Genomic DNA, 21,458 nt, shown 5'->3' on the forward strand with positions numbered 1-21,458 from the left:
GGACACCGCTCCGCGGCGGCAGTCCTATTGGCCGCCTCCGGCGGCGTGCAGCACATCCGACCCGCACACGAGATACCCCGCGAAGCAGCCCGTCCCATCCCGAGCCGGGGCGGTGCGCAGCATGTGCCGCGCCGACACCAGGCGATGGCGAAGCACCCCCGGCCCCCGCGGACCGTGGGCTGCGACTACGTCCCGCCCAAGCTCGCAGCGCGTTCCGCTCACGGGGCCATGAGCTAAGGACACCGCTCCGCGGCGGCAGTCCTATTGGCCGCCTCCGGCGGCGTGCAGCACATCCGACCCGCACACGAGATACCCCGCGACGCAGCCCGTCCCATCCCGAGCCGGGGCGGTGCGCAGCCTGCTCCGGCCGGACATCCAGTCGGCGGCGTAGCAACCGGCATCGCTCCCGGACCATGCGCCGACGGACTCACCCGCTGCACGCCGCGAACCAGCGTGCCCGCCCATGCGGCGCCCGCCCGCGCGGCAGCGCGAACACGCGGGCGGCAGCCCGCAACTCACGGCGCCAGCCGGAAACAAATGCACCGCGCCAAGCGGGGGGCGGTGGGAGCGCGCGGAGCAGACGCGTCTGAGGAGCACCGCGACGAGGCTAGCGGCTGCGTAGCACGCGAGGGTCTGAACGTCAGCGGTGTCATTCTTGTCCGACCCTGGCGGTAGGGTCCGCTCTGGCCGCGACGACGTACGACCAGAGGTGGACTAGACCGCGAAGCGGCCGGAGATCGGACGCCGGGCGGGTCGTGGCCGGGCAAACCGCCGTTCACCAGGGACAATGGGCCTGGCGCCGACCGTCGCGGCGCCGGACCGCTTGATCGAGGAGTTCGTAGACCCGCATGGCACGCCGTACCAGCACCGCCGAACCCGAGGACTTCGAGGAGCACATCCTCGACATCGACGTCTCCGACGAGATGCGCACCAGCTACCTGGAGTACGCCTACTCGGTGATCTACTCCCGGGCGCTGCCGGACGCGCGGGACGGGCTGAAGCCGGTCCAGCGGCGGATCCTGTTCTCGATGGCGGAGAACAACATCCGCCCGGACCGCGGCCACGTGAAGTCGGCCCGCGTCGTCGGTGAGGTGATGGGTAAGTACCACCCGCACGGCGACGGCGCGATCTACGACGCCCTGGTCCGGACCGCGCAGCCGTGGTCGATGCGGGTGCCCCTGATCGACGGCCACGGGAACTTCGGGTCTCTCGACGACGGCCCGGCCGCGATGCGGTACACCGAGTGCCGGATGGCGCCGCCCGCGATGGCGATGACGACCGGCCTGGACGAGGACGTCGTCGACTTCAAGCCGAACTACGACGGCCAGGAGACCGAGCCGTACGTGCTGCCGGCCGCCTTCCCGAATCTGCTGGTCAACGGCGCCGCCGGGATCGCGGTCGGGATGGCCACCAACATGGCCCCGCACAACCTGGTCGAGGTGATCCAGGCGCTGCGGCACCTGATCAAGACGCCGGCCGCGGACCTCGACGACCTGATGCGGTTCATCCCCGGCCCGGACCTGCCGACCGGCGGCAAGATCGTCGGCCTGGAGGGCATCAAGGACGCGTACGCGACCGGCCGCGGCAGCTTCAAGATGCGCGCCACGGCCCGGATCGAGAACGTCACCCCGCGCCGCAAGGGCATCGTGGTCACCGAGCTGCCGTACTCGGTCGGCCCGGAGAAGGTGATCGAGAAGATCAAGACCCTGGTGCAGAGCAAGAAGCTCCAGGGCATCGCGGACATCAAGGACCTCACCGACCGTACGCACGGCACCCAGCTGGTGATCGAGGTCAAGAACGGGTTCGTCCCGGAGGCGCTGCTCGAGCAGCTGTACAAGCTGACCCCGCTCGAGGACGCGTTCCACGTCAACAACGTCTGCCTGGTCGAGGGACAGCCGCGCACGCTCGGCCTCAAGGAGCTGCTGGAGGTCTACCTCGAGCACCGGTACGACGTCACCCGGCGGCGCAGCGAGTTCCGCCGGAAGAAGGCCCAGGACCGGCTGCACATCGTCGACGGCCTGCTGATCGCGATCCTGGACATCGACGAGGTCATCCAGGTCATCCGCAGCAGCGACGACTCCGCCGCGGCCCGGTCCCGGCTGATCGAGATCTACGACCTGTCCGAGATCCAGGCGAACTACATCCTGGACATGCCGCTGCGCCGGCTGACCAAGTTCTCGAAGCTCGAGCTGGAGACCGAGAAGGGCGAGCTGGAGCGCGAGATCGAGGCGCTGACCGCGATCATCGAGGACCCGGCGCTGCTCCGGAAGATGGTCTCCGACGAGCTCGCCGAGGTCGCCAAGACGTACGGGACGCCGCGGCGGACCGTGCTGCTGGAGTCGTCCGGCGCGGCCAAGACGGCCGCCGTGCCGCTCGAGGTCAGCGACGACCCGTGCTGGATCCTGATGAGCTCGACCGGGCTGCTCGCCCGGACCAACGGCGTGGAGCCGTTCGGCCCCAGCGAGTCGCGCGCGAAGCACGACGCGATCGTGTCCGCGATCAAGAGCACCGCCCGCGGGCAGTACGGCCTGGTCACCAGCGCGGGCCGGTTGATCCGGCTCGAGTCGCTCGACCTGCCCGCCGTGCCGACGACCGCGAACGCGCCGAACCTGCAGGGCGGTGCGCCGATCGCGGAGTTCGTGTCGCTGGAGCCGGGTGAGCGGGCGCTGGCGCTGACCACGATGGATCCGGATTCGGTCGGTGTCGCGCTCGGTACGGCCGGCGGCGTCGTGAAGCGGGTCGTGCCGGACCACCTGAGCAACCGCGACTCGTGGGAGATCGTCGGGCTGAAGGACGGCGACGAGGTCGTCGGTGCGGTCGAGCTGACCACCGGCGAGGAGGAGCTCTGCTTCATCACGTCGGAGGCTCAGCTGCTGCACTTCCCGGCGTCGGCCGTGCGGCCGCAGGGCCGGACCGCGGGCGGTATGGTCGGCGTGCGGCTCGGCGCGAAGGCGAAGGTGGTCTTCTTCGGCGCCGTCGACCCCGCGCGCGAGGCACAGGTCGTGACGATCGCCGGCTCGTCGTCGGCGCTGCCGGGGACCGAGGTCGGCGCCGTGAAGGTGACGCCGTTCAGCGAGTACCCGGGCAAGGGCCGCGGGACCGGCGGCGTGCGTTGCCAGCGGCTGCTGAAAGGCGAGGACGGGCTCCTGCTCGGGTACATCGGCACCGCGCCGGTGAAGGCCAGCGCGAGCAGCGGCGCACCGGTGGAGCTGCCGCCGGTCGACCCGCGGCGCGACGGCTCCGGCGTACCCGTGGCGCAGCCGATCGCTGCGTGCGCTTCCGATCTGGCAGGCTGACTCTGTGAAGAGAGTGCTCGCGCTCGGCGCGATCGTCGTACTCGCGGTGGCGGGCTGCACCGACAAGAAGGAATCGGGCGGCGGCGGCCAGTCCGGTGGTGACGCGGTCGCGCTGCTGACCGACGCCAAGAAGACCATCGACGAGGCCGCCAGCGTGCACATCGTGCTGACCGGGCGCGATCTGCCGGACAACGCGCAGACGCTCGCCAGCGGTGACGGCGTCGCGACCCATGCACCCGCGTTCAAGGGCAAGCTGACGGTCCGGTCGTCCGGTTCGCCGATCGACGCCGACGTCGTGGCGGTCGGGAGCAAGGTCTACGCGAAGGTGTCGTTCGCGCCGGCGTTCATCGAGCTCACACCGTCGCAGCTGAGTGGGCTCGGCGCGCCGGACCCGGCGGTCCTGCTCGATCCCGCGAAGGGCCTGACCGCGGTCCTGCCGGGCCTGAAGGACCCGAAGGTGAAGGGCGAGACCCGCGAGGGGTCCAAGGTCCTCACCGAGGTCACCGGATCCGTCCAGGGCAAGTCGTTGCAGGGCATTTTCCCGAAGGCACCCGCCGACCAGGACTTCCCGAGCACCTTCAAGATCGACAAGGACACCAAGCAGCTGGTCTCCGCGACCATCACGGGCCCGTTCTACTCCGGCGCGACCAGCAGCTACGACGTCACCCTGGACAAGTACGGCGAGAAGGTCGAGATCACCAAGCCGTGAGCACGGCGAGGACCCGTCTCACGCTGGCGTCCGTCGCTGTCGCGTTCGCGGCGGCGGACACGTACGTCGTGGTGCTCGCGCTGCCGGACATGATGTCCGGGGTCGGGCTGTCGGCGGACGAGTTGCAGCGGGCGGCGCCGATCATCTCGGGGTTCCTGCTCGGGTACATCGCGGTCCTGCCGCTGATCGGCCGGATCGCGGACGTCGCCGGGCGGACGCCGGTGCTCGTCGGGGCGCTGTTGCTGTTCGCGGTCGGGTCGTTGATCACGGCCGGCGCCTACGACCTGTCGCTGGTGGTAACCGGTCGGTTTCTCCAGGGGGTCGGTGGTGGCGGGTTGGTGCCCGCCACGCTGGCGCTGGTCGCGGACCTGTGGCCGGCGGAGCGACGCGGGTTGCCGTTGGGCGTGGTCGGAGCGGTGCAGGAGCTGGGCTCGGTGCTCGGCCCGCTGCTCGGTGCCGCCGTACTCGCCGTGGCCGACTGGCGCTACATCTTCTGGCTGAATCTGGTGGTCGCGGTCGTCCTCGCGCTCCTGCTCCGCGGCCGCTGGCGGCCACGGGTCTCCGGAGTGGTCGGGCTGCTCGCCTGTATCGCTCTCGGTCTGACGCTCACCGCGCCTGATCGACTCGCCTCAGGGGTGACGCTCGGCCTGCCGTTCGTACCCTTCACCGGCACGTCCCGGCTGCTCACGCCGATCGGACTCGCCACGCTGGCGCTCGCGCTGCTCTGGCTCGTACTCGTCCTGCGGCGCTCTCGTGGTCATCTGACGGAGGTGCTCTCACGGGTCGACCTGGTGGGCGCAGTGCTGCTCGCGCTGGCGCTGGCCGGTGTCGTGTTGGCCTTCGCGACCGCCGATCCCGAGCGGGAGCTGATGTCGCCCGCAGGGCCGTGGTTGCTCGTCGCTGCCGCGGTGTTCGCGGCCGCGTTCGCGCTGTGGCAACGGCGTACGACGGCTGCGATCGTGCCGCGTGGACTGCTCGGCGGTCGTCCCGCCTGGGGTGCGTTGGTGGTCAGCTTTCTGGTCGGCTGCGCGCTGATCGCGGCGCTGGTCGACGTACCGGTGTTCGCTCGCACCACGCAGGGCGGCGGGCAGTTGGCCGCAGCGTTGGTGCTGTTGCGGTTTCTGATCGCGCTGCCGGTCGGTGCGGTCGTCGGTGGGTGGTTGACGCGGCGGTACGGGCTCGGGCTGATCACGGGCGGCGGTCTCGCGGTGTCCGGGGCCATGTTCGTGGTGATGGCGTTCTGGAGCCGTACGGCGCTCGATCACTGGCCGGCGACCGTCGTCCTGCTCCTCTGTGGTTTCGGTTTCGGGCTGGCCTTGTCGCCGGTCAATACCGCGATGCTCGGCGCGACGCCCGCCGACAGCCACGGCCTGGTCAGCGCGCTCGTGGTGGTCGCACGGATGGTCGGCATGCTCGTCGGCGTCTCGGCGCTGACCGCGATCGGCCTGCGCCGCTACTACGCGATTGCCGAAGGCATCAAATCGCCGAACGAACTGTGCCCCGACTCCCCCGGCAACTGCCGCCCGTTCGTGGACGCGCTGCGCGACGCCGCCGTTTCACAAGTTCACGCGATCTTCGCCGGCGCGGCGGTCTGTGCGTTCCTCGCGGCCGTGCTGGGCGTCCTGCTGCTCGGCCGACGTGGCAGAGCGCACACATGATGATCATCATGAGGGACAGCCGTCTCAGGTCGCGTACCTTAATGCTGTGACCCCCGCACCAGCCTCCGGCCTGTGCTCGACGTTCTGTCGGGTGCTGCAGGAGCCGTTGCCGGGCACGGCGGTGGTCGCAACCGGGTGGGTCGTCGTCGAGCAGCCCGGCCCGTGGGGTGCGAAGGCGCCGACGCAGAGTCACCTCGATCCCGTGTTCGGCGGATCGTTCGACGACAAGTGCAAGAAGGTCGACGTCCGGTTCGGCCTGATCCGCTCCCCCGGCCGGCACGCCGACTCGGTCGAGCGGTCGCACCAGGTATTCGTGGCCTCGACGATCCCGGGCCGCAGCTGGCTGCTCGGCGGACAGGTCGCGGACCCGTCCGAGCTGGCCGCCCTCGATCTCGGCGCGGTCGCACGCGGTGACCGTACGGCGGTGGCCGCGTCACTGCCTGCGCTCGCGCCTCTCGACGCGCCGATCGTGCTGGTCTGTACCAACGGCAAGCGCGACGAGTGCTGCGCCATCCTCGGCCGGCCGCTCGTGTCGGGTCTGGCCGAGCGGGCACCGGGGCGGGTGTGGGAAGCCAATCACCTCGGCGGTCACCGGTTCGCGCCGACCGCGACGTACCTCCCGGCCGGCACCATGCACGGGCATCTCACGGTCGACACGGCGGTCGAGGTGCTCGCCGCGGCCGACCGTGGCGAGACCGTGCTGACCGGGCTGCGCGGTCGGTCGACGTGGACCAAACGCGGTCAGGCCGCCGAGGTCGCCGTCCGCGAACTCACCGGGGAGCTCGCCCTGGACGCCCTGCGCGTCGTCGGCGAGCACGCCGACACCGTCACGGTCCAGCACGTCGACGGCCGGTCGTGGACCGTGCCGGTCACCAGTGCACCAGCTGATCCACCCCGTCCTGACTCCTGCGGAAAGGAAGCATTCGCCATGTCTGTCCTGCAAGCCGGTACTCCCCTGTCAGGACCCGTGCGATGAGCGGCGGCTTCGACGACCTGCTCGCCGCCAACGCCGAGTACGCCGCCGACTTCCACTACGGCGGGTTCGACGGGATCGCCCATGCCGGGATCGGCGTGGTCACCTGTATGGACTCGCGGATCCCTCCGTTGGAGATGCTCGGCCTGAAGCCCGGTGACGCGAAGGTCCTGCGGTCGGCCGGCGGCCGGGTCACCGAGGTCACGATGACCGGCCTGGTGCTCGGCGTCCAGCTGCTCGGTGTCCGCCGGATCATGATCATCCCGCACACCCGCTGCGCGATGGCCGCGATGTCCGAGGACGACCTGCGCGCCAAGGTCGAACTGGCCGCGGGCAAGCCGGCCGGCTACCTGCCGATCTCGGTCATCCCCGACCAGCACGAGGCCCTGCGCCGCGACGTCGCCGCCGTCCGCGAACACCCGCTGATCGGCGACGAGATCCTGGTCGGCGGCTTCATGTACGACGTCGACAACGGCCACCTCACCCAGATCGACTGATCAACTCAGGATGACCTTGCCGGTGTCGAGCTCGTAGTAGGCGCCGGCGAGCGTGAGTCTGCCTGCCTTCTCGAGCGGGGCGATGACCGGTGACCGGCGGAGCTTGGCCAGTGTCAGGTCGACGTTGGTCCGGATCGCGTTGGTGAGGCGGTCGCCGGGCTTGCCTCGCGCCTGGTGGACTGCTGGGGTCAAGGCTCCGATCACGTAGTCGATGTCGCCGTAGTCGGACGTGCGGTGCGCCGAGTCGACGGCGTTCATCGCAGCGGTGACGGCGCCGCACCGCTGGTGGCCGAGCACCAGGAGCAGCGGGGTGTGGAGTTCGGCTACCCCGAACTCCAGGCTGCCGATGACCGAGTGGTCCAACGCCCCGCCCGCACTCCGTACGACGACCAGGTCGCCGAGGCCCTGGTCGAAGACGAGCTCGATCGGCACCCGGGAGTCGACGCAGCCAAGGACGGTGGCGAACGGCTGCTGGCCTTTGCTGACGGCGATCCGGCGGGCGATGCCCTCGTCGAGCTTCTGATCCTGAGCGGCGACGAAGCGCGCATTACCTGCCTTCAGCCGGGCCAGCGCCTGTTTGCCATCAGCAACCAGCGCGCCGGTCGGCGGTTGTGTCCCGGCATCAGGCGAAGCAGCACCGGACTGATCGCCGGTGGCGTCCGCGCATCCGGCCAGAGCAGCGGCGCCCAGAGCAGCGCCCAGAATGGCTCCGGCGACGGTGAGGACGTGGCGGCGGGACAGGACATTCATCAGCGGATCTCCTCACGCGCGGACGGCGGGGCGGGGCCGTCGGTCCGACCGTAACAGATTGCATACAGTCTGCAGTACCCAGAACGGTGAGGATCTCTCGGATCGCGGGCGGAAATCTGATAGACAGCCCTTATGAGACTCCGCCCCAGCTCATTCCACCGTTCCCTGGTCGCCGGCGCCCTGGCGCTGACCGCGGTCCTGTCCGGTGCACCCGTTGCCCACGCGCTCCCCGACACCGCACCCGCCCTCCGCGGCGGACCCGTTACCGGATGCCTGGATCAGTCGATCGTCGGGACCGTGGAAGAGCAGCGGCTCAGCCGGGGCATCAACGGTGGCCCGTCGGTGCCTGCCGAGATCCTCCGTCGCTCAGGCTTCGACCGCCAGGTCGACCTGTTCACGCAACTGCTGTGCCGTGTCCCCAACCACCAGGCCGCCACAGCCCTCGTACGCACCCACGGCGAGGCCCTGTGGCGTACGGCGACCCGCCGCGCGCAGCAGGCACCGCACGGCGCCGACGCCCTGCCGTCCACCGACGACCGCGGCCTGTACTGGGCGCGCATCTCGATGGCCCTCGCCCTGCGCCAGTGGCAGCCCGCCTTCGGCCTCGGCACGACGGAACGCGACAGCCTCATCCGCTCGTTCGAGTACGCCTCCCGCGGCATCACCAGCACCCGCTTCACCCCGGGCGCCCGCAAGATCCTGGTCACCGGCTTCGACCCGTTCACGCTCGACGCCGACATCCGGATCGGCAACCCGTCCGGTGCCAACGCGCTCACCCTCGACGGTCGGCGCTGGCGCGTGAACGGCACGACGTACGAGATCCAGACCGTGGTGTTCCCGGTCCGCTACACCGACTTCGACGAGAGCATGGTCGAGAACGCTCTCGCTCCGCACTACCGCCCGGGCCCGCAGCACGCGGATCTCGTGATGACCGCCAGCCAGGGCCGCGTGGGCATCTTCGACCTCGAGGTCTTCAACGGCCGCCGGCGGTCGGTCAGCTCGATCGGCGACAACAACAACCTCTGGGGCGGGGGCACGATCAGCGCGCCGGTCGTCTCCCCCAGCATGCCGGCAGGTCCGGAGTGGATCACCTCCAGCCTCCCACTCGCGCGAATGGCGCAGACTGACGTGGCCCCGTTCCGCACGCGCGTCAGCACGTCCGTGCTCGAGATCCCCGCCGGCGAGACCACACCCGTCCGCCGTCCCGACGGACCCACGCCGGGCTCGATCGCCTCGGAAGGCGCCGGCGGCGGCTACCTCTCCAACGAAGTTGCCTACCGCAACACCCTCCAACGCGACCTACTCGACCCGTCGATGCCGGCCGGCCACCTGCACGTTCCGGTCCTGTCCTTCGACCTGACCAACAAGACGGCCATCACCGACCCCACCTACGAGGCCAACCGCGACGCAATCATCACCGGCGCCCACGCGATCCTCCGCAGTGCCCTGTGACGATGGTCAGAATAGTGGTCATGTGACCACTATTCTGATCACAGCTTGAGGATGTCGGCTGTTTGGACTGGTAGGCCGGTCTCGAAGGAGCGGTTGGCAGCTAGGCCGGTTACGAGGGCAAGTGCGGCCTGGCGGGCGTCTGCGAGTTCGGCGCCTTCGGTTGGTTCGTTGTCCAGGAGGGCTGCCAGGACGCGGGGGTCGGCGCCGCCGTGGCCCTCGTGGTCGTGGTCGACGGTGTGGTCGATCGGGGGCGACCACAGGGGGCGCAGCGTGATGCTGGTAAATGTCGACTCTTCTACATTCAGCTCGAGCCGGCCGCCGGATCCGTTGAACATCACGCGGTAGCCCTCGGCCGGGGAGTACGCCGTGAGGTGGTACGTCATCGTGGCGCCCGTGTCGTAGGAGACGAGGACTGCCATGTCGTCCTCGATCGACACCCCGGGCCCGAACACGTTGCGGTCCCGGTAGTAGCCGTCCTCTCCCTCGGCGTCCAGGTAGAGGTCGCGCAGAGTCGCGTTCTCCGCGAGCTGCAACGCGAACGGATCGTCCGCCGCAGCGCTGGATCCGTGTGCTCGCAGGTAATCGCGCGCATAGCCGTGGTCGCGATCGGGACCATAGAAAGCCAACTGCCCCAGCGCATAGACCGTGCGCGGTTCCGCGCCGAGCCACCAGTTCACCAGATCGAAGTGGTGACTGGCCTTGTGGACCATCAGCCCGCCGGAGTTCGCCTTGTCGCGATGCCAGCGGCGGAAGTAGTCGGCGCCGTGCGACACGTCGAGCATCCACTCGAAGTGCACCGAATGCACACGCCCGATCGCACCGGACGCCAACAGCTCCCGGACCCGCCGATGCACCGGATTGAAGCGGTAGTTATACGCGACCGACAGCGAGCCGCCCGTCTCCCGGACCGTGTCCACGATGCTCTGCGCCTTCACCGCGTCGGTCGTCATCGGCTTCTCGCAGATCACCCGGACGCCGGCCCGCAATGCCGCCTCGATGTACACGTGATGCGTCGCGTCCACGCTCGTCACCACCACGAGCCCGACCCGCTCGACCCGCAGCATCTCCTCGTACCGCGCCGGCGGCCATTGATGCGCCGTACGACGGCCCGCGGCGAGCAGCATGCGGTTGTGGAACGCCATTCGCACCGAGTTCGGGTCGCACAACGCGACCACCTCGTACCCGTCCCGCTTGGCGAGGCCTTCGGTGAACAGCTGGGCGCGATGCCCGGTCCCGACGATCGCTGTCCTTACAGGCATGGAATCAGGCATGGAAACCCCCTATTGCTTGACCGCGCCGGCCAGGCCGTTGACGAAGAAGCGCTGCAGGAGCACGAAGAGCAGGATGATCGGCGCGAGCGTGATCACGGTCCCCGCGCAGAGCAGGGTCCATTCGGTCGAGTTCTCGCCGATGAACGCGTACATGCCGATCGCCAAGGTCCGCAGCTCGGGCCGGCCGAGCGTGAACACCAGCGGGATGAAGAAGCTGTTCCACGCGGTGATCGCGGTGAACAGCCCGACCGTGGCGAGCATCGGCCCGGACAGCGGCAGCATGATGCGTGCGAACGTCTGGTGGAAGTTCGCACCGTCGACCTGGGCGGCGTCCTCGAGCTCCCGGTCGACGGCCATGAAGTAGCCCATGAACAGGAACGTTCCGAAGACCACTCCTCCGGACGCCTGGACGATGATCACCGACCACAGGCTGTTCAGCAGATGCAGCCGCTGCATCAGGTCGAACACCGGGATGATCGTGTAACCGTGCGGCAGGAACAGCGTCGCGGACACCAGCCCGAGACAGAACCCACGCCCCGGGAACCGTGTCCGGGCAAGGACGTACCCCGCGCAGGAAGTGACTACCAAAGTGATCACCACCGTGCCCAGGGTGATCAGAATTGTGTTCATGAAGTACCGGCTGAACGACGCCTCCTGCCAGGCGTTCAGATAGTTCGCCCAGAGGAAGTGCGACGGCATCGGGTTGAGCCCGTCGGTGAAGAAGTCGTCGTCGCTCTTCAGTGAGCTGCCCAGCGCCCAGAACAGCGGATACAGCCAGGCCAGTCCGCTGACCAGCAGCGCGACATGCGTCATCGCGGTCACCGCCCGACGGCGCGTCATGCGATGCCTCCTGTCCCCCGCCGGCGGGCCAGGGTCCGCAGTACGACGACCTGCACGACGGAGAAGCCGATCAGCAGGATCCCGTAGATGAACGACGCCGCGGAGGCGAGCCCGATGTCCGGCTGCACGGCGTTCGCGTTACTGCCGCCGAACGCCAGGTGGTAGATGTAGGTGTTCACGACCTCGGTCGCGAAGAACGGCCCGCCGCTGGTCAGCACCTGCACCAGGTCGAAGATCTGGAACGTGCCGATCACCGCCAGGATCACGATCACCACGCCCACCGCGCGCAGCATCGGGATCGTGATGTACCGGAACATCGCGAGCCGGCTGGCACCGTCCAGCCGGGCGGCCTCGTACAGCTCCTCGGGGATCGTCTGCAGCCCCGCGAGGAAGTACACGAGGTTGTAGCCGAACGTGTGCCAGATCCCGACCAGGATGATGATCCCGAGCGCGAAGTGCGGATCCCCCAGCCAGTCGATGTGCTGGTCGATCACGTGCAGCTTCAGCAGCAGCGAGTTGATCGAGTCGCCGAAGTTCGACACCAGCAGCTGGATCACGACCCCGATCACGGCGGCCGACGTGACGACCGGCAGGAAGAACAGCGTCCGGTAGAACGACGCGAACCGCAGCCGCTTGTTGTTCAGCACGAGCGCCAGAGCCAGCGCCAGCACGAGCTGGATCGGCACGACGAACGCGGCGTACACGAAGGTGTGTCCGAGCGATCGCCAGAAGATGCTGTCGTGGACGATCTGCCGGAAGTTGCCGAACCCGACGAAGTCCGACGGGGCGCCGATCCCGTCCCACGTGTAGAACGTGTACCCGAGCGAGGCGACGATCGGGTACACCACGAACACCAGCAACAGCACCATCATCGGCGCGAGGTACACGTACGACCACAGGTACGTCCGGCGGCGCGCGCGACGCCGCCCGGCCGAGCGCGGCGGCTCGGCGCGGGAGACGTCCTCGCGGACCGTGGCGGTCATCACCATCAGGCGCCCGGCTTGGTGGTGTAGGGCTTGGTCAGGTCCCAGTCCGCGAACGCGAAGTCCTTGGCGCTGACGCCCGGAGCCTTCTTCATCGCGTCACCCAGCGCCTGGTTCATCTTGTCGCCCAGCTCGTTCAGCGCGGCCTGCGGGTCCTTCAGCTGTCCGGTGTAGACGCCGGCGAGTACGTCGTTGATGTCCGGCTTCACCCCAGGCAGTTGGACGGCACTGACCTTCGGGTTGCGGATCGTCGGCTGCGGCCCGACCACCGCGGCGCCCGACATCGCGACGTACTGCGCGAACGGTGCGAACGTCACGCTCTTCGGGTCGTTGTTCTTCGCGTACACCGAGAGCCCCTGGCCCTGCTCGACCCACCGCTTGCCCGCCTCGGGGCTGTACAGCCAGTCGAACCACGCCCAGGCCTCGTCGGCGTGCTGCGTCTTCGCGTTCACCGCGACGAACTTGCCGCCGGGCGGACCGTAGAACAACGCCTTGGGGTCGCCCGCCGACGGCGTCGGCAGCGTGACCAGGCTGTAGTCGGTGAACTTGTGCTTGGTCCACTCCGGCTGGTTCCACACACCGCCGACCGTCATCCCGAACCGGCCGCGCTCGAAGAAGGCCCGGGCCTGCTCGTCGGAGATGCTCATCGAGTTCGGGTAGAACCAGTTCTTGTTCTTCCACTCGAGCAGCAGGTTGATCACGTCGAGGTAGTTCCGGTCGGTGCCGAAGGTCCACTTCCCGACCCGGTAGTCCATCCCGTCGATACCGCCGACGGCGGCGCCGCCCGGTGAACCGGCGCCGCGGACGAACAGATCGAGCCACCAGGCCAGGGTCGTGTTCGTCGAGTTGCCGAAGCCGAACGGCGCGACCTTGCCGCCGCTCTTCGACGCGATCGCCTCCGCGGCGCTGGTGACGTCGTCCCAGGTCTTCGGGACCTTCACGCTGCCGTCGTCGTTCGTCAGCCCGGCGTCCTTGAAGACGCCGTGGTGGATGTAGAGCTGGAGCGACGGAGCCGGCGCGGCGAAGGGAGCCGTGTAGACCTTCCCGCTGAACACGTCGACGCCTTCGACGAAGCTGTTCTCCGGGAACCGGCCCTGCCACGAGTCGGTCGCCCACTTGTCGAGCGGCAGCAGCCAGTCCTGGGAGATCTGCTGGCTGAGCTGCGGGCTCTTCGGCACCATCAGGATGTCTGGCGCGTTGTTGCTCCGGTACGCCAGCGAGACCAGGTCGGCGTACTTGTCGCTGACCTGGGTGGTCTTCTTGACCGCGACGCCGGGGTGGGCCTCCTGGAACAGCTTGATCTCGTTGTCGACCCACCCGGCCTGGCTGGCGTACCAGTCCCAGTAGGTGATGGTCGTCGCGGCCTTGGACCCCTTGGCCCCGCTGCTGTCGGATGAGCAGCCGGCGAGTGCACCGGCGCCGGCCACGCCGGCTGCTCCCAGGAGCAAGGTCCGTCGTGAGATGCGTGATGACATGGGTTACTACCTCCGATGAAGGCCGGCGGCTGCCGCACCGCACGCCGGTGACGTGGACGAAGCGGTCTGCGTCAGCGCGCCGAGCCGCCAGGTGAGTGGGCTGCCGTCCCAGGTGACCGCCACGCGCCGCGGCCGCTGGAAGGGCAGGAAGGAAACGGTCTGACCGCGGTCCGAAGGCCCCGGGCTGAAGGCGTTGTCGGCACCGATCGGCACCGGGATGTAGTAGTTGTTCGCGTTCGAATAGCCCCAGTACGCCGTGTAGCTGTTGTCGCCCTGGTTGCGGACTACGCACGCCGCGGTCGGCTGGACCGGGTTGAAGGCGGTCTGCTCGACCCCGGCCGGCTGGAGCGCCGCGTCGTCGACGTACACCTGCCCTGAGCCCGACACGACCCACTCGGCCTTGCTGAGCGTTCCGCTCCAGCTGACCGGGATGTTGTTCGCGGCAAGCTTCGTCCAGCCGCTGACCGTTCCCGAGGCGAGCGGGACGGTGCTGACGGTCCCGTCGGACAGCGTGAGCTTCAGGTCGATCCGCGCCGTACCCGAGCCCGAGATCCAGGCCGACGTCTTGTACGACGCTCCGTTGGTCACCGAGACCGTCTGGGTCGGTGTGGCGCCGAGGATCGAGCCCCAACCGCCGTGCACCACACCGGTCTGGGCGGTGCAGGTGCAGGTCCAGCTGTCGGTCCCCTGCTCGGCGTCGCCGTTGGTCAGCAGATCACGCCCCGGGACGACCTTCGCCATCGGCGCGAACGAGACGTCGTCGACCAGGAGATCGCCGGTGCCCGCCGTTGTACTGATCCACCATTCGGCCTTCGTCAGCGTGCCGGTCCAGGCGATCTTGGTGTTGGCCGCCGAGATCCGTGTCCAGCCGCTGCTCGTCACCGGCGCCGAACCGAGACGGATCGTGGTGGATCCGGTCGACGTCGTCAGCTTCAGGCTCACCATCGCGGTGTCCGATCCGCTCGCCAGTCGTACCCAGGCGGACGAGTCGTAGAGGCCGCCGTTCACCACCGACACGCCCTGCGCCGGCCCCGCCCAGGCCGCCGCGCGTCCGGTGACCGACAGATCGCCGCTGCCCGTGTGCGGGGTGGACGACGCGTTCTTCAGCGTGCAAGTGCCGAGGCAGTACCAGCCGGTGGTGTTCGTCTGGTTCTCGAGCGTCCCGTTCGCGAGCACCGACGGCGTCGGCAGGTACGGCGTGGTTGCCGGCGGCGCCTGCGCGACGGGCGGCGTGCCGTCGGTCGGGGTGATCGCGAGATCGTCCAGAGTGCACTCGGTCGAGACAGGATTCGGGTTCGACCACGCGAACGCCTGCACCCACTTCGTCCCGGCCGGTGGCGTGAACGCGGCCAGCTTTTGCGTGTACGCGCGCTCGTCGGCGTACGACAGTTCGTACTGGAAGGTCGGTGTGCCGGCCGTGGCGCCGCCGCGCACACCGACGTAGCACTGCGTGCCGCCGCCGTTCAGCCTCCCCCATCCGGACAGCAGGTAGCTCGTGCCAGGCGTGATTCCCGTGAGGTTCTGGGTCACGCCGGAGCCCGGGCTGAGCGACAGTGCGGTGTGGCCGCTGTGCGCGTTGGCCGCGGTCGCAGGGCCTGTACCGAGCGGGGTCCAGCCGCGGGTGCCGCTCTCGAAGTCGCCGTCGCCGATCGGGTTCGGCGTGTCCGTGCGCACGGTCGTCGCGATACCGTCGGCGATCACCTTGACCGACGCGCCGGCCGTGGTCGGCATGACGACCTTCACCTGCTTCGAGATGCCGTTCACGGTGACCGTCACCAGGTAGTCACCGAGGAAACCGCGCGTCCCGAACGTCCCTGCCGCACTGGTCTGACCGCTCGCGTTCGTGTGCCACTGGCGGGTGATCAGGTCCTCCCAGACGAGCGCGTTCGGCTTGGGCGACCAGTCGTCGTTGTAGAGCGCGACGCGCGGGTTGTAGATGTTCTTCGTCCAGAGGCCGAAGTTGCTGATCTGGTTCACGTTCGGGTTCGAGAACATCGCGGTCATGAAGTCGCGGGTGTAGTCCGCCTGCAGCTGCAGGTCGTCGGTGTCGACGTCGAACTCCGTGATCGCGACCTGCACGCCGAGCCCGGCGAATTGGTCCACGATCGCGAGCAGATCGTCGGGTGACGTCAGTTGTACGCCGTTGAAGTGGCTCTCGAAGCCGACCAGGTCGATCGGCGCACCGGCGGCCTTGAGCGACTGCACGATGTCGTAGACGTGGTCGCGGTGGCGCGTCTCCCAGCCGTTGTTCTCCACCAGCCCGTAGTCGTTGAGCGCGAGCTTCGCGTTCGGATCGGCCTGCCGCGCCAGCCGGAACCAGGACGCGATCTCGTCCGGCCCGAGGATGTCCTGCAGGCTGTGCTCGGAGTACGGCTCGTTGACCACGTCCCACTCGTCGACGATCCCCGCCAGCGCGCCGGCCTCGTCGAGCACGTGGTTGTTGACCCGCGTCCGCAGCGCGGCCGGGTCGTTCTGCAGCGTGCTCAGATCCGCGGGCAGGTATCCCCAGGACGGCCAGACCAGGTTGTGACCGCGGATCCGCAGCCCGTGCTCACGCATCCATTGCAGTGCGGGCAGCGTGATCGTGTCCCGCTCGGTCTGGTTCTCCCAGTGGTTCCACTTCAGATTGTTGCCCAGGGCTCCTTGGTTGAAGATCGTCGAGGCTTTGCTCTGGTACTGCGCGAGGTCGGCGGCGCTGATCCCGCTGGACGGGTCACCGATCAGGCGCGAGCCGTCCGACGCGGCGCCGAACTTGAACGCGCTGGTCTGCTGTACGGCGGACACCGTCGCGCCGCTGACCGGGTTACCGGCCGGGTCGACGACGGACACGGCGAGATTTCCCTTGCGGTACTGGTCGATCCGCGCGTTGGCCGCCGTCCGCCAGGCCGCGTTCGCGTCGCGGCCGTCGTACGTCACCTGCGGGTATCCGGCCGGCGTGCCCGGTCCCCAGTTCTGCACCGAGACGCCGGCGATCTGGAACGTCTGCGCGCCGTACCCGAGCCACAGGTTCAGGTGCGCGGCCGTCGTCGTCCCGGCCGTGTACGTCGTGGTGGCGCGGAACGGGAACTGGAACTTCTGCCACTCGGTGCCGTAGCGCAGCGCGGCGTTGAGGGACTTCTTGTACGGCGATCCATCGGTCTCGAACACCACGTGTGCGTTGCCGGCGGCCGGCGAGATCGCCCGCGCCCACAGCGTGGCGACCAGGGCATCGCCTTCGGTGACGGTCGCGGCGGCGGGTACGCCGAGCGTGATCTCGTACTCGCCGTCGAGGCCCGGACTCTGCGGGCCGTTCGGGACGGCGATCTGGAGGGCCTTGGTGAAGTCCGGGTTGCCGGTGATCGGGACCTGCTCGGTCGCGTCGGCCGGCAGGCTCTTGAACTCGGTGAAGTTGGCGACGGCATCGGGCGGGAGGACTTCGACGGGGGCGGCGTCGGCGCGCGCAGCGGGCTGGACCGCCACCACTGCGACGGCCGCGACCAGAGCGACGGCCACCCCGGTGGCCAGTTTTCTGATCACTGGAGGGTTCCTTCCAGAGGGCGCACAGCAGCGCGGACCCGCCGGCGGTACGCCGGGGTCCGGACAGGGACTGCTGTGATCGGGCGGTCGGGCGGGACCTCGATCCGGTCGGATCAGGCCTTGGCGGGCGTCGTGGTCGTCTGCGTGCGTCCGCGCGGGGACCGGGTCACGGGCGCCGGCCCGCAACTCGCCCGGACGATCAGGCTGGTCGGCATCACGAGCCGGGGACGCTCGTCGGCGGGCTCGTCACCCACAGACTCCCCGGCAGATTCCCCGGCGGGCGGTTCGTCGGTGGGCCCGATCGCGTCGAGGAGCATCTCCGCGGCGCGCTTGCCCATGTCCACGAACGGCTGCTGGATGGTGGTCAGCGGCGGCCGGATCTGGGCCGCCGACTCGATGTCGTCGAAACCGATCACCGAGACGTCCTCCGGCACCCGCAGCCCGGCCTCGGCCGCCGCGGTCATCACGGCGTACGCCGTCACGTCCGAGTGCGCGAACACGGCGGTCGGCCGCTGGTCCGCGGGCAGCGCGAACAGCTCCCGGGAGCGGGCGCGGATCTGCTCGGGCAGGAAGTCGCCCGGTTTGGTGAGCTCGGGATCGGGCTGGATGCCGGCCGACCGGAGCGCGTCCAGGTAGCCGCGGTAGCGGTCCTGGCAGCACCGGTAGACCATCCGGCCCTGGACACAGGCGATGCGCTCGTGTCCCAGCTGGAGCAGGTGGTCCATCGCCGTCAGCGCGCCGTCGTAGTTGTCGGCGGTGACGGAGGGCAGCGCGACATCGGCGTCGATGGTGTTCACGAGGACGACCGGCAGGCCGTCGGAATGCAGCTGGACGAGCGGCTCCAGCGGTTGCTCGTGGCTGACCACGAGCAGGCCGGACACCATGCTCGACGTGAGGATGCGGTCGATCAGCGAGCCGTAGTCACGGTCGTTGGTCGCGGTGTAGAGGATGATGTCGAACCCGCTGCGCTCGGTCACCGCGGCCACCCCGATGTTGATCGAGGCAACCATGTGCCAGGACAGGCCGGGCACGACCATGCCGATCAGCCGGGTGCTGCCCTTGGCCAGGGCGGTCGCGGCGAAGCTCGGGACGTAGCGGTTGCGCCGCATCACCGCGAGCACGTGCCGCCGCGTCGCCGGGTCCACCTTCGGGCTGTTGTTCAGCACCAGGGAGACCGTCGACTTGGAGACACCGGCGAGCGCGGCGATGTCCCGAATCGTCAGCTTCGCCATCCGCGGGTCCTTCTGCTCGGTCCGTTGGACTGGTCCAACGGGTTGTGCACCGGAACGTAACAGCGGCCCACACCGCCGTCAACACCTCGCCCGAAAACGGTTTCCCATCAGGGGATTGCGCCGTACGACGTGGTCGTGCCACGATCGGTGCACCGTGTTGGACCGGTCCTACGCAGGCCGGGATCACCTGCCGGGACCGGTCCGGCACGCCGCGCCCGCCACGCGCCATCCAGGAGGCCGCCCATGCCGCCGTACTGCCTCGACGAGTTCGGCTTCGACCTGCGCCGCGCCGTGCCGCCCGCCGGGATCTGGGTCCGCAGCGGGACCGGGACCGTCACCCAGCTCGCGAACACCGTCTGCGGTGCGGGCGGGTGGTTCGCTCCCCCGCAGGCGGCGCCCGACAGCCGGCTGACGATCGCGTTCGAGGTCGACGGCCGGCGGATCGTCGACGAGGCCCGGCCGGGTGCGGGCGATCGCGGGCTGCTGCCGAGCGGAGGTACGTGGTACCCGGACCGGCTTGTCCGGCGCGGGACCTACCACCAGTACGCCGACGGCCGGCTCACGTCGCTCGATGTCGAATCAACGCTCGTCGCGGGTGCCGCCGGGTACGAGCTCGTGCTGACGGTCCGGAATCGTTCCGCCGACGTCCACCAGATCACCGTGATTCCGGAGTTGGCGCCTACGCGCGTGCATCGTGTGCCGTTGTCTGCGTGGGGCTGGGTGCCGCCCGGACCGGGCGCCGACGACGAGATCGCTTTCCACCACGGCCCTCTCGCAGCGACGCTCGCGCCGCACGGCTCGGTGACCTTCACGTTCGCGGTTGGTTCGTCAGCACGGGCGAGCCGGTGGAGCGTTGTCGACGTCCTCGAGCGGCTGCCGGTGCTCACCTCGGACATTCCGGGTCTCGAGCAGTACTACCGGCGCTCGCTGGCGAGCGGTCTCGTGTGCTGGTGGGATCATCCGGGCTTCGTGACACGGCCGTTCCTCGCGACGTCCGGGCTCGACGGCGGTGCGGTCTGTGCGTACGCCTGGGACACCGGCGGTTATGCGCCCCACCTCCTCAGCCTGATGCTCGGCGACCGCGTCGTCGACGTGATCGAGTCGTTCCTCGACGCCGACCTCACCGATCGGTACGCGATCGCGCCCGACGGCACCGGCCTCGGCGTCGCCTACGCGTACAGCGGCTCGTCCCTCGTCTCACTCACCCGGGCGGCCGCCGCGGAGCGGGCGCTCGATCCGGCCCTGGTCGTCCGGCTGTACGAGGTGTTGGTCGCGCTGGACAAGCGGTTCCGGCCCGACGACCAGACCGGCGTACTACGGGACTACGGCGACCAGAGCAACCTGCTGGAGATGCGCGGCGCCGGCTGGGAACACGTCGTCGCCAGCCCGAACGCGGAACGTGCCGTGGCGCTCGACACCCTCGCGGATCTCTCCGACCTCACCGGCGCGGCGCTCCCTGCCGATGAGCTCCGGACCTCTGCCCGGGAGATCCGCGACGAGGTGATCCGCCAGCTCTGGGACCCGGCGGCAAGGTGGTTCCGCAGCCGCTACCCCGACGGTCATACCGAGCTCACCTATTCCATCCAGGCGTACGACGCGCTCAGCGCGTGCCCGCCCGCGGTCGCCGCCGATCTCCTCAGCCATCTCCGCGCGGGGGCGTTCCTCGGCGAGTACGGCGTGAGCAGCGTCAGCGCTGAGGACCGGCTCCACTACGAGACGGCCGACATCGACTGGTCCGGCGCCGGCGCCTACACCGGCGAGGCGCCACAGTTGGCGCTGACGTTGTGGGAGCGCGGCGAGTCGGAGCTGGCGTGGGACGTACTGCGGCGGCTGTTCTGGATGGGCGAGCACTACCCGTACTTCCCGCAGGACCACTACTCCGACCGCCCCGGCGCGCCCGCGTCCGGCCGCCGCATCAACATCATCGCCGGCCTGACCGGAGCCGAGGCCGTCCTCCACGGCCTCCTCGGCATCCGCCCCCAGCCCGACGGCTCTCTCGTCATCCACCCACAGCCCGGCGCGCCTGGCACCGTGCACCTCACCAACTACACCTACCGGGGCCGGGCGATCGAGATCACGACCGAGCCCCGCGGTACAACCATCGCCGTCGACGGCCGCGAGGTGCCGCCCGGCCAGGTCATCCCGCCAAGATGACGTCGAACGCCTCCACCACCGAGTCGAGGTCGTGGTCCGCGGCCGGGGTGTCGGCGGCGTGATGGTGCCCGATCCGGATGGTTCGCAGACCCGCTGCGATGCCGCCCGCGATGTCGTACGCCGGGTGATCGCCGACCATCCAGCCGCCGTCGAGCGTCGCGCCTGCGCCCGCGGCGGCGCGTTCGAAGATCTCCCGCTGCGGTTTCCGCACGCCGACGGCGGCCGAGATGCAGCAGTAGTCGACGGCCTGCGCGATGCCGGTGTGTTGCAACTTCGCCGTCTGCTGCAGCACGGTCCCGTTGGTCACCACCGCCACGCGCCACCCGGCCGCCCGCAGCCTCACCAGTCCGTCCAGCACCGCGGGCTCGACCCAGGTGAACAGCGGATGCTCCCGGTCGTACTCCTCCACCGAGATCGCCACACCGAACCGCTCCTCGAACCGGGCGAACAACTCCGCCCGCCCCCGGAACCCACCGTTGTCGTGAGCAACCAACCACTCCACGGCGTCACTCTCGACCCCGACCCGCCCCACAAACCACCGAGCCCACGCCAGAAACGCCCCGTCCCGATCAATCAACGTGTTGTCGAGATCAAAACAAGCCAGCCGGGCAGCATCCACCTGCCCACCTTCGCACACCCGGCCGGCGGGGGT

The 21,458-nt window shown here is 69.4% G+C and carries 15 protein-coding genes; 7 read left to right on the forward strand and 8 right to left on the reverse strand.

Annotated elements, in window-relative coordinates; all coding sequences use genetic code 11:
* Positions 1–848 precede the first annotated feature (848 nt).
* From ABZW60_RS26775 to ABZW60_RS26795, 5 genes are read left to right on the forward strand one after another with little or no spacing between them, the layout of a single operon-like run.
* A complete protein-coding gene (locus ABZW60_RS26775; protein WP_355481256.1) occupies positions 849–3,296 on the forward strand; it encodes a DNA topoisomerase IV subunit A in 2,448 nt (815 codons plus the stop codon).
* Positions 3,297–3,300: 4 nt separating this feature from the next.
* Positions 3,301–4,005, forward strand: coding sequence for an LppX_LprAFG lipoprotein (locus tag ABZW60_RS26780; RefSeq protein ID WP_355481257.1), 705 nt, complete (start codon positions 3,301–3,303; stop codon positions 4,003–4,005).
* A complete protein-coding gene (locus tag ABZW60_RS26785) occupies positions 4,002–5,663 on the forward strand; it encodes an MFS transporter (protein ID WP_355481259.1) in 1,662 nt (553 codons plus the stop codon). The genes ABZW60_RS26780 and ABZW60_RS26785 overlap by 4 nt, the downstream gene beginning before the upstream one ends.
* Positions 5,664–5,709: 46 nt before the next feature.
* On the forward strand, positions 5,710–6,639 hold the full coding sequence (locus ABZW60_RS26790) for a sucrase ferredoxin (RefSeq protein ID WP_355481261.1): 930 nt from the start codon (positions 5,710–5,712) through the stop codon (positions 6,637–6,639).
* Positions 6,636–7,133, forward strand: coding sequence for a carbonic anhydrase (locus ABZW60_RS26795; RefSeq protein ID WP_355481263.1), 498 nt, complete (start codon positions 6,636–6,638; stop codon positions 7,131–7,133). Before ABZW60_RS26790 ends, ABZW60_RS26795 begins: the two co-directional genes overlap by 4 nt.
* Here the strand turns inward: ABZW60_RS26795 and ABZW60_RS26800 are convergent, their stop codons facing one another.
* Positions 7,134–7,883, reverse strand: coding sequence for a carbonic anhydrase (locus ABZW60_RS26800; RefSeq protein ID WP_355481264.1), 750 nt, complete (start codon positions 7,881–7,883; stop codon positions 7,134–7,136). It abuts the gene before it with no gap.
* A 132-nt stretch (positions 7,884–8,015) separates the two neighbouring features.
* Here ABZW60_RS26800 and ABZW60_RS26805 point away from each other — a divergent pair, with 132 nt between their 5' ends.
* Positions 8,016–9,335, forward strand: coding sequence for a hypothetical protein (locus tag ABZW60_RS26805; protein ID WP_355481266.1), 1,320 nt, complete (start codon positions 8,016–8,018; stop codon positions 9,333–9,335).
* Between the two features lie 38 nt (positions 9,336–9,373).
* On the opposite strand, the gene ABZW60_RS26810 is transcribed toward ABZW60_RS26805, so the two are convergent.
* From ABZW60_RS26810 to ABZW60_RS26835, 6 genes are all read right to left on the reverse strand, one after another.
* Positions 9,374–10,594, reverse strand: coding sequence for a Gfo/Idh/MocA family oxidoreductase (locus tag ABZW60_RS26810; protein WP_355481267.1), 1,221 nt, complete (start codon positions 10,592–10,594; stop codon positions 9,374–9,376).
* A gap of 21 nt (positions 10,595–10,615) precedes the next feature.
* Positions 10,616–11,446 (reverse strand): carbohydrate ABC transporter permease, encoded by an 831-nt coding sequence (locus tag ABZW60_RS26815; protein WP_355481269.1) that lies wholly within the window; start codon positions 11,444–11,446, stop codon positions 10,616–10,618.
* Positions 11,443–12,429: a sugar ABC transporter permease gene (locus ABZW60_RS26820; protein ID WP_355481271.1), complete on the reverse strand. Its 987-nt coding sequence runs from the start codon at positions 12,427–12,429 to the stop codon at positions 11,443–11,445. Before ABZW60_RS26820 ends, ABZW60_RS26815 begins: the two co-directional genes overlap by 4 nt.
* Positions 12,430–12,434: 5 nt before the next feature.
* Entirely contained in the window at positions 12,435–13,904 is a 1,470-nt protein-coding gene (locus tag ABZW60_RS26825; protein ID WP_355481273.1) for an extracellular solute-binding protein, read from the reverse strand.
* A gap of 6 nt (positions 13,905–13,910) precedes the next feature.
* Complete coding sequence (locus tag ABZW60_RS26830) at positions 13,911–17,420, reverse strand: endo-1,4-beta-xylanase (protein WP_355481275.1); 3,510 nt, start codon at positions 17,418–17,420, stop codon at positions 13,911–13,913.
* A 113-nt stretch (positions 17,421–17,533) separates the two neighbouring features.
* Entirely contained in the window at positions 17,534–18,652 is a 1,119-nt protein-coding gene (locus ABZW60_RS26835; protein ID WP_355481277.1) for a LacI family DNA-binding transcriptional regulator, read from the reverse strand.
* A gap of 243 nt (positions 18,653–18,895) precedes the next feature.
* On the opposite strand from ABZW60_RS26835, the gene ABZW60_RS26840 reads away from it, so the two are divergent.
* On the forward strand, positions 18,896–20,806 hold the full coding sequence (locus ABZW60_RS26840) for a hypothetical protein (protein WP_355481279.1): 1,911 nt from the start codon (positions 18,896–18,898) through the stop codon (positions 20,804–20,806).
* On the opposite strand, the gene ABZW60_RS26845 is transcribed toward ABZW60_RS26840, so the two are convergent.
* Positions 20,790–21,443 (reverse strand): HAD family hydrolase, encoded by a 654-nt coding sequence (locus tag ABZW60_RS26845; RefSeq protein WP_355481281.1) that lies wholly within the window; start codon positions 21,441–21,443, stop codon positions 20,790–20,792. The genes ABZW60_RS26840 and ABZW60_RS26845 overlap by 17 nt on opposite strands.
* Between the last annotated feature and the right edge of the window lie 15 nt (positions 21,444–21,458).

Origin of the sequence: Kribbella sp. NPDC003557 (assembly GCF_040610805.1) — a bacterium.
Taxonomy (GTDB): Bacteria; Actinomycetota; Actinomycetes; order Propionibacteriales; family Kribbellaceae; genus Kribbella.